12 protein-coding genes are annotated in these 14,525 nt (G+C 67.6%); 6 read left to right on the top strand and 6 right to left on the bottom strand.

Annotated elements, in window-relative coordinates; genetic code table 11:
* A partial coding sequence (locus tag TSH64_RS32710) for a phage tail protein (RefSeq protein WP_247873281.1) occupies positions 1 to 336 on the bottom strand: 336 nt, incomplete at its 3' end.
* A gap of 368 nt (positions 337 to 704) precedes the next feature.
* The gene (locus TSH64_RS32705; RefSeq protein WP_109451442.1) at positions 705 to 1,337 is read right to left on the bottom strand and encodes an MBL fold metallo-hydrolase; all 633 of its coding nucleotides are present in this window, start codon (positions 1,335 to 1,337) and stop codon (positions 705 to 707) included.
* Between the two features lie 261 nt (positions 1,338 to 1,598).
* On the opposite strand from TSH64_RS32705, the gene TSH64_RS32700 reads away from it, so the two are divergent.
* Together TSH64_RS32700 and TSH64_RS32695 are read left to right on the top strand one after the other, a co-directional pair.
* The gene (locus tag TSH64_RS32700; protein ID WP_098738201.1) at positions 1,599 to 2,051 is read left to right on the top strand and encodes an Rrf2 family transcriptional regulator; all 453 of its coding nucleotides are present in this window, start codon (positions 1,599 to 1,601) and stop codon (positions 2,049 to 2,051) included.
* A gap of 100 nt (positions 2,052 to 2,151) precedes the next feature.
* The gene (locus tag TSH64_RS32695) at positions 2,152 to 2,856 is read left to right on the top strand and encodes an SDR family oxidoreductase (protein WP_109453261.1); all 705 of its coding nucleotides are present in this window, start codon (positions 2,152 to 2,154) and stop codon (positions 2,854 to 2,856) included.
* Positions 2,857 to 2,943: 87 nt separating this feature from the next.
* On the opposite strand, the gene TSH64_RS32690 is transcribed toward TSH64_RS32695, so the two are convergent.
* The 3 genes from TSH64_RS32690 to phoU all read right to left on the bottom strand — a co-directional run bounded on the left by TSH64_RS32690 (position 2,944) and on the right by phoU (position 6,525).
* Positions 2,944 to 4,236 (bottom strand): adenylosuccinate synthase, encoded by a 1,293-nt coding sequence (locus tag TSH64_RS32690; protein WP_109451440.1) that lies wholly within the window; start codon positions 4,234 to 4,236, stop codon positions 2,944 to 2,946.
* Between the two features lie 147 nt (positions 4,237 to 4,383).
* The gene (locus TSH64_RS32685; protein ID WP_109451438.1) at positions 4,384 to 5,538 is read right to left on the bottom strand and encodes an ATP phosphoribosyltransferase regulatory subunit; all 1,155 of its coding nucleotides are present in this window, start codon (positions 5,536 to 5,538) and stop codon (positions 4,384 to 4,386) included.
* Between the two features lie 216 nt (positions 5,539 to 5,754).
* A complete protein-coding gene (phoU, locus tag TSH64_RS32675; protein ID WP_109451432.1) occupies positions 5,755 to 6,525 on the bottom strand; it encodes a phosphate signaling complex protein PhoU in 771 nt (256 codons plus the stop codon).
* 301 nt (positions 6,526 to 6,826) lie between these two features.
* Between phoU and TSH64_RS32670 the strand changes: the two genes are divergently transcribed.
* From TSH64_RS32670 to TSH64_RS32660, 3 genes are read left to right on the top strand one after another with little or no spacing between them, the layout of a single operon-like run.
* Positions 6,827 to 7,534 (top strand): hypothetical protein, encoded by a 708-nt coding sequence (locus TSH64_RS32670; protein ID WP_109451430.1) that lies wholly within the window; start codon positions 6,827 to 6,829, stop codon positions 7,532 to 7,534.
* A 25-nt stretch (positions 7,535 to 7,559) separates the two neighbouring features.
* Positions 7,560 to 9,698: an adenylate/guanylate cyclase domain-containing protein gene (locus TSH64_RS32665; RefSeq protein ID WP_109451428.1), complete on the top strand. Its 2,139-nt coding sequence runs from the start codon at positions 7,560 to 7,562 to the stop codon at positions 9,696 to 9,698.
* A gap of 41 nt (positions 9,699 to 9,739) precedes the next feature.
* Complete coding sequence (locus TSH64_RS32660) at positions 9,740 to 11,452, top strand: ShlB/FhaC/HecB family hemolysin secretion/activation protein (RefSeq protein ID WP_109451425.1); 1,713 nt, start codon at positions 9,740 to 9,742, stop codon at positions 11,450 to 11,452.
* A 110-nt stretch (positions 11,453 to 11,562) separates the two neighbouring features.
* On the opposite strand, the gene TSH64_RS32655 is transcribed toward TSH64_RS32660, so the two are convergent.
* Positions 11,563 to 12,222, bottom strand: a complete 660-nt coding sequence (locus TSH64_RS32655) for a cold shock domain-containing protein (protein WP_247873280.1) — start codon at positions 12,220 to 12,222, stop codon at positions 11,563 to 11,565.
* A gap of 411 nt (positions 12,223 to 12,633) precedes the next feature.
* Here TSH64_RS32655 and TSH64_RS32650 point away from each other — a divergent pair, with 411 nt between their 5' ends.
* Positions 12,634 to 14,514, top strand: coding sequence for a right-handed parallel beta-helix repeat-containing protein (locus tag TSH64_RS32650; RefSeq protein ID WP_109451423.1), 1,881 nt, complete (start codon positions 12,634 to 12,636; stop codon positions 14,512 to 14,514).
* The last annotated feature ends 11 nt before the right edge of the window (positions 14,515 to 14,525 follow it).

Raw genomic sequence — 14,525 nt, 5'->3', positions numbered from 1 at the left:
CGAAAGCAGCAGTTCCTGCTGGCCGACCTTGGCGCCGATGTTGATGGTCGCCAGGCCGGGGCCGGTGCCGGAACCGATGGCGGCACGGCCGCGCAGGTCGGGGACGGCGAAGAGATCGGCATTGTTGCCGCCGTAGCGATAGCCGATCAGCGCGAACAGCGCTTGGTTCTCCCGGACGGCCAAGGTCCGGCCGTCGGCCGTGACATAGCCCTGCGGGCACCAATCGAAGGAGTAGGTGCAGATCGTGCCGATATAGGGTTCGACGTTACACGCGACGGCCGGCGCGCTGAAGAGCGCCATGCCGCTCGCAATGGCAAAACCGGCGGAGAGCAACATCTTTCTCATGATAAGTCCTTTTGCGCGCGGATTGCTTTAAGAGATATTTCTGCAACCGATGAGGCTAAAAAGTGATGATTGTCGTGCATATTCGCGCATATCCGATGGAGACATTCAAATTGAAATTATAAAAATTGCGGGATTATAACTTTTTTGCGAAAATAGCTCGAACCATGGTCTTGAAAGTTGTGTCTTATCGAAAAATTGGAGCCTTCTGGCAGGCGCACGGCTCCAAGGCCACCCCCATAAGGGACGGGCAGCCATCTCCGACGCCTGAAGGCGCGAAGGAGAGCAGACGCGCTACAGGACTTGCGTGTTCAGCCTGACTGCCCGAGTTCCGAATCGGAAGATTTCCGACTGTGCGACGGTTAATCGTTCAGGAACGGGTTGTACAGCCGCTCCTCGCCGAAGCTCGACATCGGTCCGTGGCCGGGGATGAAGGCGATGTCGTCGCCGTAGGGGAACAGCTTGTCGCGGATCGAGGCGATCAGGTCGCCGTGGTTGCCCTTGGGAAAATCGGTGCGACCGACGGAGCCCTGAAACAGCACGTCGCCGACGATGGCGAGCTTCGACGGCACATGGACGAACACGACATGGCCGGGTGTGTGGCCGGGGCAGTGGCGCACCTCCAGCGTCTGGTTGCCGACGGTCACCGTGTCGCCCTCCTCCAGCCAGCGGCCGGGGGTGAAGGAGCGCACCGGCGGGAAGCCGAACATCTGGCTCTGCATCGGCATGCCGTCGATCCAGAACTGGTCGTCGCGGTGCGGGCCCTCGATGGGCAGCGTCAGCTTGTCGGCCAGGTCGGCGACGGCGCCGGCATGGTCGATGTGGCCATGGGTGACGAGGATCTTCTCCAGCGTCACGCCCTTCGCCTTCACGGCGGCCAGGATGCGGTCAAGGTCGCCGCCGGGATCGATGGCGGCGCCCTTCATCGTCTCGGGGCACCAGAGCACCGTGCAGTTCTGCTGGAACGGGGTGACCGGAACGATGGCGTACTGCATGGCCTGACCTTCGGTTCTGCGGGAAAATGGCGGAATGATCCTATGAGCGGGGTGACCTTAACGCGCCCGCGACGGCTGCCGCAAACCATTCGCGCGTCAATTCGATTCCGATTTTCTGCGATCCGATCTAAGGTCCGCGGGTTCCGGCCGCAAGTTACGCCCTGGGGTGGAATAACGGACCGGTACGAAATGTTAACCACCGAAGCTTTAGATCGGGGCGGACCACCCAACCGCCGCCGCCATAATACGGATTCCGCCGGAATGCTGTCGCAGAAAGCCAAATACGCGTTGCGTGCCCTGATCATGCTGGCGGAGAAGGACAATGGCGACCTGATCCTGATCGCCGACATTGCGGAGCGCGAGAACATCCCGCGCAAGTTCCTGGAAGCGATCCTGGTCGAGTTGCGCAAGGAAGGCATCCTGTTCGCCAAGCGCGGCAAGAGCGGCGGCTACCGGCTTGCCCGCCCGGCCGCGGAGATCACCTTCGGCGAGGTGATCCGCCTGATCGACGGCCATCTGGCGCCGATTCCCTGCGCCAGCAAGGCGTCCTTCCGGCCGTGCGAGGACTGCATCGATACCGAGACCTGCTCGGTGCGCTGGCTGATGGTCCAGGTCCGCGACGCCACCGCCGCCGTGCTCGACAACCAGACGCTGGCCGACGCCCTGCGTCATCGCCAGTCCACCGGCACCATCGCCGCCAACTTCGACATCTGACGCCTCCCGCTCCGCAGCTTCCGGCCCGCCTGAAATCGCATTTGAGGCGGCGACCGGCCGCCCTTATGGTTGGGCAACTGCAGGATTGGGAGGAATGAGCATGTCCGACGAAAAGGTTGCCGTCATCACCGCCGGCGGCAGCGGCATGGGCGCGGCTTCGGCGCGCCGGCTGGCGGCCGACGGCTTCAAGGTCGCGATCCTGTCCTCCTCCGGCAAGGGCGAGGCTCTGGCCGGGGAACTGGGCGGCATCGGGGTGACCGGGTCGAACCAGTCGAACGACGATCTGAAGCGGCTGGTCGATGCGACGATGGAGCGCTGGGGCCGCATCGACGCGCTGGTCAACAGCGCCGGCCATGGTCCGCGCGGCGCCCTGCTGGAGATCAGCGACGAGGACTGGCACCGCGGCATCGAGGTCTATTTCCTCAACGTCGTGCGGGCGGTCCGGCTGGTGGCGCCGATCATGGTCGGGCAGAAGGGCGGCTCCATCGTCAACATCTCCACCGCCTGGGCGTTCGAGCCGAGCGCCATGTTCCCGACCTCCGCCGTCGCGCGGGCCGGTCTGGCCGCCTACACCAAGCTCTTCGCCGAGCAGTATGCGGCGGAGAATGTGCGGATGAACAACGTCCTGCCGGGCTGGATCGACAGCTTGCCCGCGACCGAGGAGCGGCGCCAGAGCGTGCCGATGCAGCGCTACGGCAGCAGCGAGGAGATCGCCGCCACGGTGGCCTTCCTGGCCTCGCCGGGCGCCGGCTACATCACCGGCCAGAACATCCGGGTCGATGGCGGGCTGACGCGGTCGGTGTGATCGGGGGTGGTCCAACCTGGGACAGCGGAAACGAAAAAGGGCCGGCGGAATGCCGGCCCTTTTTCTTCAGGAGAACCTCCCGCTGGATCAATCGGCGAAGGGGTCCGTCATCAGGATGGTGTCGTCGCGTTCCGGGCTGGTCGACAGCAGGGCGACCGGGGCCTGGATCAGCTCCTCGATGTGGCGGACATACTTGACCGCCTGGGCCGGCAACTCCGCCCACGAACGGGCGCCGCGGGTGGTGTCCTTCCAGCCTTCGAAGGTCTCGTAGATCGGCTCGACGCGGGCCTGGGAGCCGGCGTTCGACGGGTAATAGTCGAGTTCCTGGCCGTCCAGGCGATAGCCGACGCAGACCTTGATCTCGTCGAAGCCGTCCAGAACGTCCAGCTTGGTCAGGGCGATGCCGTCGATGCCGCCGGTCTTGACCGCCTGGCGGACCATGACGGCGTCGAACCAGCCGCAGCGGCGCTTGCGCCCGGTGACGACGCCGAACTCCTTGCCCTTCTGGCCGATCAGCTCGCCGATCTCGTCCTTGAGCTCGGTCGGGAAGGGGCCGGAGCCGACGCGGGTGGTGTAGGCCTTGCAGATGCCCAGCACATAGCCGACGGCGCGCGGGCCCATGCCGCTGCCGGCGGCGGCGTTGCCGGCCACCGTGTTGGAGGAGGTAACGTACGGGTAGGTGCCGTGGTCGATGTCCAGCATCGTGCCCTGGGCGCCCTCGAACAGGATGCGCTTGCCGGCGCGGCGCAACTCGTCCAGCTGCTTCCAGACGACGGCGGCGTAGGGCAGGACCTGCGGGGCGATCTCGCGCAGCGGCTCCAGGATGTCGGCCGGGGTCATCTCCGGCGCGCCCAGCGCGCGGAACAGCGCGTTGTGGTGGGCGAGCAGGGCGTCGACCTTCTCCACCAGCACGGCGTCGTCGGTCAGGTCGCACAGGCGGATGGCGCGGCGGGCGACCTTGTCCTCATAGGCCGGGCCGATGCCGCGGCCGGTGGTGCCGATCTTGCCGGCGCCCTTGGCCTCTTCGCGCGCCTTGTCGAGTGCGCTGTGCACCGGCAGGATCAGCGGCACGTTCTCGGCGACGATCAGGTTTTCCGGGTTGACGGTGACGCCCTTCTCCTTGATCGCGTTGACTTCGCGGATGAAGGCCCAGGGGTCGAAGACGACGCCGTTGCCGATGACCGACAGCTTGCTCTGGCGCACCACGCCGGACGGCAGCAGGCTCAGCTTGTATTCGACGCCGTTGATCACCAGCGTGTGGCCGGCGTTGTGACCGCCCTGGAAGCGCACCACCACATCGGCCCGGCTGGACAGCCAGTCGACGATCTTGCCCTTGCCCTCGTCGCCCCACTGGGCGCCGACCACCGCAACGTTGGCCATCTCTCGTCTCCGCAAAACTTCAAAAAGGAACCGCTCAGCCTCCCGATCCACCGCAGGGTACCATCCGCGCGGCGTGGGGGCCCGTTCACCCTGAACCCAACTCGCTTGAACCCAACTTCCTTGAACGCAAGTCGTTTGAACCCAGGGTCACCCGACCGGCTTGACGTCCCCGCCAACCAGCCAATGGCCGCAATGGAGCCGTCTGGCTTCCGCGGCCGCATCGGCCACCGGGGCAAGCCCGGCGACCGTCACCCATCCGTCGGCCCGCAGCCTGCGCGCCGTTTCCCAGCCGCTGCCATGCGGCACATAGACCCGGCCCGGGGCCTTGGCCGCCGGAACCGCGCGCAGCAGCGTATCCATGTACAGCGTGAAGCCGGTCGCCGGCTCGCCGCGGTCTTCCCCCTGGGCGCCGGCGCGGTAGCGCCCGCCCTGGCCCAGCTCGCCCGCGGCGCGGGAGAACAGGGTGAAGCTGAGGCCGGTCTGGTACTCGAAGCCGCGATGCTCCACCAGATCGATGGTCACCGTCAGGTCCGGCATCGCCGCGCGCAGCAGGGCCAGCGTGTCGGTCAGCCGGCGGCGGTCCTTCTCGGCCCCCTCCGGCAGCGGCAGGGCGGCCAGCGCCTGCATGGCGCGGTCGGCGGGACCGGACGCGCTCATCAGCGTTTCCAGCAGCGAGGCGGCAGGGCCGCCGACGGCCGCCACGGCGGCCGAGTCCTTGCGGTCGAGTGCGGCGCGCAGCTGCCGGATCTCGTCCTCGCCCAGCCCGAGGCCGGCGCAGATGCGCGACACCATGGTCGGCACGCAGAGATCGACCGACAGGTGCGGCACGCCGATGGCGGTCAGCGCCTGGACGGCAAGCAGGACCACCTCGGCATCGGCCTCGGCCTCCAGCGCGCCGATCAGCTCGACGCCGACCTGGGTGAACTGGCGTTCGGGGCGCAGCTGCGATCCCTTCACCCGCAGCACCTGGCCCGCGTAGCACAGGCGCAGCGGCCGGGCCTCGTTCTTCAGGCGGGTGGTGGCGATGCGGGCGATCTGGGGGGTGATGTCGGCGCGGACCGCCATCATCCGCTGCGAATGCGGGTCCATCAGCCGGAAGGTCTGCTTGGACATCGCGGCACCGGGGCCGGAGAGCAGGTTCTCTTCAAACTCGACCAGCGGCGGATCGACGCGGCGGTAGCCCTGCGCGGCGAATTCCGCCAGCAGGCGTTCGACGGCGGCCGCCTCATGCGCCGCTTCGGACGGCAGCACGTCGTGCAGTCCGGCGGGAAGCAGGGCGGAGCTCAGTGCGTCGGCGGGCATGACCAGCGTGTCTCGTTGCAGGCAGGGAAAGGGATGCCGCGGCTGATGTCGGGCACACGGGGCGGGCTAATACCCGACCCCCGCGCCGCATGCAAACGGAAAAGCCCCGCACCGTGGCGGTATCTCCCCTGCGCGTGCGAATCCGCAGGCTTTGGCCGGACAAAGTGTCGCTGCCGGCGGCGGTCCGGGCAAGTGCGAGAGGCGGGCGGGGAGGGGTCAGCCGGCGTCGGCGGGGCCGGCATCCTCGTCGAGCGGGAACGCCGTGTCGCTATCCGGCGCCATCGGCGTGACGACGGCGAAGCTGCTGCCGTCGTTCTTCGGGCGCAGCACCGTCAGGGGGCTGCCGACCACCAGGAAATGGATGATCTCGGCGATGTTGGTGGCGTGGTCGCCGATGCGCTCCAGATTCTTCGCCATGAACAGCAGATGCGTGCAGGGCGTGATGTTGCGCGGGTCCTCCATCATGTAGGTGAGGACCTCGCGGAACAGGCTGGTGTAGAGGTCGTCCAGCTCCTCGTCGCGCTCCCAGGCGGCGATGGCCTTGTCGACGTCGCGCTCGATATAGGCGTCGAGCACCTCCTTCAGGATCGCCTCGACCAGCCGGCCCATGCGCGGGATGCCGGCGGCCGGCCGCACCACCGGCACCTGGGCCAGCGCCAGCGACCGCTTGGCGACGTTGGCGGCATAGTCGCCGATGCGTTCCAGATCGGCCGAGACCTTCAGGGCCGAGACGATCTCGCGCAGGTCCTGGGCCATCGGCTGGCGCAGAGCCAGCAGCCGCACCGCCTCGGCGTCGATGTCCCGCTCGTAGGCGTCGAGCCGGGCATCGGCCTGCATCACCTGGGAGGCCAGCCCGACGTCGCGGCGGGTCACCGCCTTCACCGCGGCCTCCACCTGGGCTTCCGCCACGCCGCCCATCTGGGTGACGAGGTTGGACAGACGCTGCAATTCCTGCGCGAAGGAGCGGACGATGTGTTCGGTACCCATGTTCGGTCGCGACGCTCCAATGATGTCCGTCCCATCCGGCGGGACCCGGAAGGCCGCCACGCGCGGGAGGTGTATATTAGCCGGTGGTCATGACGGCGTTGTGGCGGGAGTATTTCACTTTCTTGACAATAGGATGTCGCCGGGATGACGGGAATTTACCGGCGGCATCGCTGTGATCGGAAGCGGCGGCGGCGTATTGGATTTGAAGTACCCCGGTAACTTCGTTAAAGGAAACAGCAGCTATAGTGATGCCGTCCGTAGGGGGTACAGCCCCCTGCACTGACCGGGAGGCCGTTTTTCCATGTCCGTCGCGTTCCAGATGCCCGTCCGCTCCGCCGTTGCCGGAACCCTGCTTCTGCTGGCTGCATCGCCGCTGGCGCTCGCCGCGGATCCGGCTCCGGCCCCGGCCGCACCCACCGCATTGGTTGAGGATGTGTCGGACGGCGTCGACGGCGTGCAGCCGATGGACTATCTGGCGGCAGGCCGCACGCTCACGTTGAAGGCCGGGCAGACGCTGACGCTGAGCTATCTGGAATCCTGCGTCAACGAGACGATCACCGGCGGTTCGGTGACGGTCGGCGCCCGCGAATCGGCGGTGCAGGGCGGCAGCATCGACCGCCACACGCTGCCCTGCGACGGCGGCAAGCTGCTGCTGGCTTCCAACGAGGCAGGCAAGGCGGGGGTGACCGTCTTCCGCAGCGCCCCCATCGCCCTGGCGGGCATGAAGGCGCCGCTGCCCAAGCCGGACCTGACCCTGTTCAAGACCCATCCGGTGCTGATCCTGTCGGCGCCCGGCCCGGTCACCATCGACCGGCTGGACGTGCAGGGCATCGCGCTGAGCACGGTCAATGTTCCCGGCACCACGCTGGACACCGCCAAGAGCGGCGCCGGGCTGGAACCGGGCGGCCTCTACAAGATCGCCGCCGGGCAGAAGTCCTTCACCGTGAAGATCGACGAGAAGGCCGCGGCCGGCGGCGGTCCGGCGCTCGGCCGGCTGATCCGCTTCTGAGCGGCGGGCGCGGCGGTTGAACGCGATGAGGCTGCCCCGGCGCGTCCGGCTGGTCCTGCTCGGCGCGGTGGCGCCGGCGGTCGCGTCGCTTCTGGTGCTGGCGGCCTCGTCCATGCTGCAGGGGCCGTCGATCGACAGCCTCTATTGGCTGCGGGAGCGGGTGCATGGTCCCCGGCCGGCCCCCGACCCCTCGCCGGTGGTGGTGGTCGGCATCGACGAGGAGACCTACCGCCGCCCGCCGTTCGCCGGCACGCCGCAGGCGCTGTGGGGGCCGCGGCTGGGCACCGTCCTCGGTGCCCTGCTGGATGGCGGGGCGGCGGCCATTGGCCTCGACCTCGTCCACCCGACCTCGGTCGAGACGCTGATCCCGGGCTTCGAGCGCGATTACCTGCTGACGCTCCGCCGCGGCGGCAAAGAGGGGCGGCTGGTGCTGGCCAAGGTCCAGCATCAGAGCGACCCGCTGATGCCCTACCGCGGCTATACGATCGCCGCCGGGGTGAACAATGTCCGCTCGGTCAATCTGGTGGAGGATGCCGACGGCGTGCTGCGCCGGGTCCCGCTGACGCTGTCCGTCGCCGGACCCGACGGCCAGCCGAAGGCCGAGCCCGGCATGGCGGTCGAGGTCGCCTCCCGCGCGCTGAAGGCGCCGCTGGAGCGGGGGGCCGACGGCTCGGCCACGCTGGCCGGCTACCGGGTGCCGGGCGGGGAGGGCAACCGGCTGCTGGTCAACCACGCCACCGCCGCCGGGGCCATCCCGACCTATTCGCTGGCCGACCTCCATGCCTGCGCCGAAGCCGGCAAGGCCGACTTCTTCGCCAGGCACTTCAAGGGCAAGGCGGTGATGGTCGGCACCGTGCTGGATGTCGAGGACCGCAAGCTGTCCTCCAACCGCTGGGTCACCAAGCCGGAGGGGATGAACCTTCCCGAACGCTGCACCCTGCCGGTGATGAGCGAGCTGTATGTCGCCGGCCGCACCCGCGACAGCATTCCCGGCGTCTACATCCACGCCGCCGCCATCTCCAACCTGATGGCGCACGACGCGCTGGAGGAAACCGGCCGGCCGGCCGCCGCTGCCCTGGTCCTGCTGCTGGCCGGTCTGGCCGCGGTGGTGACGCTGGCGACCCGGCCAGCGGTGGCCGCGGCCGGGCTGCTCCTGCTGCTGGCGGGGTGGAGCGGGGTGGCGGTGCAGGCCTTCCAGGGCGGGCTGGTGCTGCCCTACCTGCAGGCGGCGCTGGCGGCGCTTCTGGTCTTCCCGCTGGCGCTCGGCTTCCGTTTCGCCGTGCTCGACCGTGACCAGCGGCACATCCGCAACGCCTTCAAGCTCTACCTGCCCGGATCGCTGATCGACGACATGATCGCGTCGGGCCAGTCGCCCAGCCTGGGCGGGGAAGAGCGCGACCTGTCCATCCTGTTCTGCGACATCGCCGGTTTCACCAGGATGTCGGAGGGCATGGAGCCGGAAGCGCTGGTCGCCGTGCTGAACCGCTATTTCACGGTGATGACCGACATCATCGAGGCGCATGGCGGCTTCGTCGACAAATACATCGGCGATGCCGTGCTGGCGGTGTTCGGCGCCCCCTATGCCATCGACAATCATGCCCGCGCCGCGGTGTCGGCTGCGCTGGCGATGCGTCAGGCGATGGTGGACGACCCGACCCTGCTGGCGACGGCCAGCGGGCGCGGCTCCAACCGCACCGGCATCGCCACCGGTCCGGCGCTGATCGGCAACATCGGCTCGCCGCGCCGCTTCAACTACACGGTGATGGGCGACACGGTGAATCTGGCCTCGCGGCTGGAGGGCGCCAACAAATACTACAACTCCGTGCTGATGGTCAGCGGCGAGACCGTGCGCCACCATGGCGACCCGGAGGCCTTCCGCGCGCTCGACATCGTGCAGGTCGTCGGCCGCAGCGAACCGGTCGAGGTGTTCGAGCCGCTGTCCGAGGCCCGCCGTGCCGATCCCGAGGACCGCGCCCAGCGCGCCGCCTACGCCTCCGCCCTGGACCATTGGCGCGCCGGCCGGTTCGAGGCCGCCGCCGCCGGGTTCCGCGCGCTGGTGGCCGTCGACGGTGCGGCACTGGCGATGCTGCGCAAGGCCGAAAAGCGCATCGGACAAACCGCCGGTCCGGACTGGGCCGGCGTGACCGCCCTCACCGACAAATAGCCTTGCGACGACGAGCCGTGTCCCGAACCGCCAATTCCGCCATGCTCATTTCCGCGCCTCCCGGCCTCCGGCGGCTCGTCCGCCTGTCCGCCCTGTTGCTGGCCGGAGCAGCCGCTCCGTTGCCGGCACTGGCCCAGGCGGTACCGCCGGTGCTGCCGCCGTCGCTCGATCCCAACCGGCTGGAGCAGCGCTTCGAGCGTCCGGCCGTGCCGCAATCCTCGCCGGAGATCGAGATGCCGGCGCCGGAGAAGGCACCGCCGCCGCGCGATGCCGAACGCATCTCCTTGACGCTGACCGAGATCCGCATCGACGGCAACAGCGTCTATGACGGCGACAGCCTGTCGGCCCTGTGGCGCGACAAGCTCGGCAAGCCGGTGACGCTGGCGGATCTCTATGCCATCCGCGACGCCATCACCGCGCGCTACCGCAACGACGGCTATGTGCTGTCCCAGGCGGTGGTGCCAGCCCAGCGCATCCGCGACGGCGTGGTCCGCCTGCAGGTGGTGGAGGGATATGTCGACGAGGTGGTCGTCCAGGGCGAGGCAAAGGACCGGCTCGGCCTGCTGCGGCAGATGGGGGAGAAGATCAAGGCCTCCCGCCCGCTGCGCATGGCCGACATGGAGCGCTACGTCCTGCTGGCCGACGATCTGCCCGGCGTCGCGGTGAAGACGGTGCTGGAGGCGTCGCCCGACACCCCCGGTGCCTCGCGCCTGACCCTGGCGCTGGAGCGCACGCCCTTCAACGGCTTCCTGTCGCTGGACAACCGCGGCACCCGCTCCATCGGCCCGATGCAGCTGACCGGCGTCGCCACCGTCGAGGATCAGCTCGGCCTGTTCGAGCGGACCACTGCGCAGGGCATCGTCACCCCGCAGATTCGCGAACTGCGCTTCTTCGACGTCGGGCAACTGGTGCCGGTGGATGCCGAGGGCACGACGGTGGAGTATGGCGTCCGCCGGTCCTGGTCGCAGCCCGGCGACAGCGTGCGGCCGCTCGACCTGTACAGCCTGACCACCTCCGCCCGGGTGGCGGTGTCGCATCCCTTCATCCGTAGCCGGTCGGAAACCCTGCGCGCCGGCCTCAGCGTCACCATCCGCGACAGCCGCACCGACGTGCTGGGCGCCGAGCTGTCGCAGGATCGGCTGCGTATTGTCGCCGCCAACATCTCCTACGATTTCGCCGACGGCTGGGGCGGCTCGAACCTGCTGACGGCGGAGCTGTCCAAGGGGCTCGACATCCTCAACGCCACGGAATCCGGCAGCGCCAACCTGACCCGCGGCGGCGGGCGCAGCGATTTCCGCAAGCTGCTGCTGTCGGCCCAGCGCAACCAGCCCCTGACCGACCAACTGATCCTCGCCCTGTCCGGCGAGGCGCAATACAGCCCGGACCAGCTGCTGTCGTCGGAGGAATACGGGCTTGGCGGCAAGCAGTATGGCCGCGCCTTCGACCCCTCGGAAATCACCGGCGACAGCGGCTTCGCCGGCCGGGCGGAGCTGCAATACATCCTTCCGGTCCAGGAGGACGGGCTGGATTACGCGGTCGCCTATGGCTTCGGCGATTATGGCGCGGTTTACAATTACGAAGGTGGCACGCGCCATGGCCGCCGGTCCCTCGCCTCGACCGGCGTCGGCCTGCGCTTCGGCGTTTTCCAGCGCATCGATGCCAGCGTGGAACTGGCCAAGCCCTTCATCACCACGCCGTACAGCACGCAGGACCGCGCCCCGCGAGCTTTCTTCACACTTTCCACCAGATTCTGAGGCGGTCCGCCTCCGAACCAGGCCGGTTCCAACCCGATGTCCAACGACCGCCGCGCGGCCGGCCTGTTACGGCCAACCGGCGGCGGCAAGCGCCTGCTTAGGCGGTATCGTCAGATCAGCTCGACCCGCTGGGCGACCGGCGCATCCTCCGACCCGACGGCCAGATAGCGCACGTCCTCGCCGTCGGCGACGATGTCCAGGCCGGACTGGCGCAGGGTGGCGCGGTCGAAATAGACGGTGGCGCCGTCTTCCCACGGCTCGATCAGGCCGGACTGGCTGTCCAGATTGTACCAGCGCACCGTCCCATAAGCCATCGTGGCCGGACCGGCGGGCTCGGCATGGCGCTCGCGCCGTTCGCGCTGCGGCTTCGGCGGACGGACGAAGCCCTCACCGCCATCCTCAGGCTGCGGACCCTGTCCGGCGGCCTGGCCGGCCGGCTGCCCCATCGGCTGGCCCATGGACTGGGACGCCGAGGCGGTGGCGCGCGGCGGGCGCTGGTTGCGGGCACGCGGGGCGGGCGGGGTTTCCGGCGGCGTGGCGGAGTGAATGGCGACGACCTGGGGCCCCTTGGCGCCCTGGGCCAGATCGCAGACGACCGTCGTGCCCTCGACCGGGTTGGGCAGGGAGGCGGCGGCCAGGACCGAAGCGTGCAAGAAAGCCTCGCCGGAGCCATCGGCAAGGCGGACGAACCCAAAACCCTTTTCCGGCTTGAACCACTTTACCGTCGCGGTGACGTTCGTCGCGGTGACGTTCTTCAACTCTTCGCTCAAGACAGGTCCCTTTCACGTCCTGTAGCCGGGGGAGGGGCGGCCTTGGCGCTGAACTGGGCGCGGCACCGCTGTATGACCAAGAACAAGACCCCGGCGTCGGTCAGCTTATCATAAAATTCCAGAAAATGACCAGTCCAGTGATGCCCTGTAACGTGGCGGCGACTGTCGGCATCACATGCCGGTTGGGCGATGCTCGTAATGCGCGAACCCGAATAGCGACAGCTTGTCCATAAAGAATGTTCAGTTTCACAATTAATACCGGATCACATCGCCACCAATTCGTGGCTGTTCATCGCATCCCATAATACCGTTCTTGCAGAGCCCTCCTGTCCATCAGAGGTACTAAGGCCGTAAATAAAATTTTAACTAAAAAATTCGACTCATGCCTCCATCAGAACGGAGGAACGACTTATGACGACCACCGACCAGGCCGCTTTTTTTGTGTCCACCAAGGGCAATGACAGCTGGTCCGGGCGGCTCGCCGCTCCCAACGCCGCCGGCACCGACGGTCCCTTCGCCAGCCTCGAGAAGGCGCGTGACGCGATGCGGGCGGGCGATGTCGACACCACCTATGTTCGTGGCGGCACCTATCGCCTGGACAAGACTCTGACACTCGACTCCCATGACGACGGCCACAGCTTCCTCGCTTATGGGAACGAGACGCCGGTCCTCAGCGGCGGAGAGCGGGTGACCGGCTTCACTTATGAAGGCAAAGGCCTCTACTCCGCCAAGCTCGCATCGGCCAACGGCCTGGATGTCAGCATCGGCGGCGTGCGCCAGCATGCGGCGCAGACCGGCGATTTCGATCCCGCGGAGGCGGCCACCAGCGGCTGGCATGTGCTGAAGGCCAATTCGACCGGCGCCAGCAAGACCAGCTTCAACTTTTCGACCGGCGACATCCCGTCGGGCCTGAAGCCCCATGACGGCCTGGTCGTCCAGACATTCGACACGGAACGGCTGAGGGACGACATCTCGCAGGTGAAGTCGATCGACCAGTATCACCACACGGTGACGCTCGACGACGCGGCCTCCTACGCGCTGCGCACCGGCGGCACCTATCGGGTGATGAACGACGCCTCGCTGATCCGCGACGCCGGTGAATTCGGCTGGCGCGCCGGCGACGGCAAGCTGGTGGTGAAACCGGAACATGCCGCCAGCTTCCAATCGGACGGCGTCGTCGTCGCCCGGCTTGGCACGCTGATCAAGTCCAGCAATGCCAGCAATGTCAGCATCGAAGGGCTGACCTTCTCCGACACCCGCTATGACGGTGCTGCGCTGTCGATGCAGGGCGGGCATGGCAACTCGGTCGGCGGCAATCACTTCGTCAATGTCGGGACCGCGGTCTCGCTCGACGGCACCGACAACAGCCGCATCGCCGGCAACCACATGGAGCAGCTGGGCGACACCGGCGTTTCGATGATCCATGCCGCCGACGGCAACCGCATCTACGCCAACACCATCGAGCATATCGGCCAGATCACCAAGGGCGGGGCCGGCATCGGCGCCGTCGGCAGCAGCAACAGCATGGTCAGCAACAACGACATCACCGACGCCCCGCGTTACGGCGTGTCGTTCAAGGAATGGGACGACGGCCAGCTGAACCGCAACAACACCGTCCAGTTCAACAAGATCCACCATGTCGGGCAGGAGACCGCCGACGGCGGCGGCATCGAGATGCTTGGCCGCTCGGCCAAGGACATGGGCTCGGTCATCCGCGGCAACGAGGTGATCGACACCGGCGGTCTCGCCACCGACGGGAAGGGCAACTGGCTGACCGATCACAAGGGCTGGGGCATCTCGCTCGACGATCTGACCAGCGGCGTCATCGTGCGCGACAATTTCGTGAAGGGCTTCGCCTGGGCCGGCATCTATGTTCATGGCGGCGACAACAACCTGCTGGAGAACAATTTCGGCATCGCCAGCCGTCCGGAGGATGCCTTCATCCGCCTGGAATGGGTGCCCAAGGCCGGCAATGAGGCACGCCCCCATGACAACATGGTGATCCACAACCTCGCGGCCGGCGATATGCCGATCGAACAGTATTGGAAGCTGCTCAGCCCGGGCCGGCTGACGATGGACGGCAACGTCGCTGCAAACGGCCGAGCCTTCGGTCCGAACGATGCGGTCTTCAATCCGGGTTTCCGGGACAGCGCGCATGCCGACTACTCGCTGAAGGACAAGGCGCCTGTCCTGGCCCACGGCATTCATGACCTCAGTTGGTCGTCGATGGGAACCGACGGCTACCATGCCGACAGCAGCATGGCCCAGTTCTGGGACCACGCCGCCTACTGACAGGCGGGGAA

Origin of the sequence: Azospirillum sp. TSH64, assembly GCF_003116035.1 — a bacterium.
Lineage (GTDB): Bacteria > Pseudomonadota > Alphaproteobacteria > Azospirillales > Azospirillaceae > Azospirillum.
This window is presented reverse-complemented; position numbering and strand designations above follow the sequence as displayed.

Bases quoted from the DNA above. Each gene is read 5' to 3' on its own strand.
- TSH64_RS32685 (WP_109451438.1), bottom strand. From the start codon at position 5,538: ATGCCCGCCGACGCACTGAGCTCCGCCCTGCTTCCCGCCGGACTGCAC.
- TSH64_RS32695 (WP_109453261.1), top strand. From the start codon at position 2,152: ATGTCCGACGAAAAGGTTGCCGTCATCACCGCCGGCGGCAGCGGCATG.
- TSH64_RS32700 (WP_098738201.1), top strand. From the start codon at position 1,599: ATGCTGTCGCAGAAAGCCAAATACGCGTTGCGTGCCCTGATCATGCTG.
- TSH64_RS32665 (WP_109451428.1), top strand. From the start codon at position 7,560: ATGAGGCTGCCCCGGCGCGTCCGGCTGGTCCTGCTCGGCGCGGTGGCG.
- TSH64_RS32660 (WP_109451425.1), top strand. From the start codon at position 9,740: ATGCTCATTTCCGCGCCTCCCGGCCTCCGGCGGCTCGTCCGCCTGTCC.
- TSH64_RS32690 (WP_109451440.1), bottom strand. From the start codon at position 4,236: ATGGCCAACGTTGCGGTGGTCGGCGCCCAGTGGGGCGACGAGGGCAAG.
- phoU (WP_109451432.1), bottom strand. From the start codon at position 6,525: ATGGGTACCGAACACATCGTCCGCTCCTTCGCGCAGGAATTGCAGCGT.
- TSH64_RS32670 (WP_109451430.1), top strand. From the start codon at position 6,827: ATGTCCGTCGCGTTCCAGATGCCCGTCCGCTCCGCCGTTGCCGGAACC.
- TSH64_RS32705 (WP_109451442.1), bottom strand. From the start codon at position 1,337: ATGCAGTACGCCATCGTTCCGGTCACCCCGTTCCAGCAGAACTGCACG.
- TSH64_RS32650 (WP_109451423.1), top strand. From the start codon at position 12,634: ATGACGACCACCGACCAGGCCGCTTTTTTTGTGTCCACCAAGGGCAAT.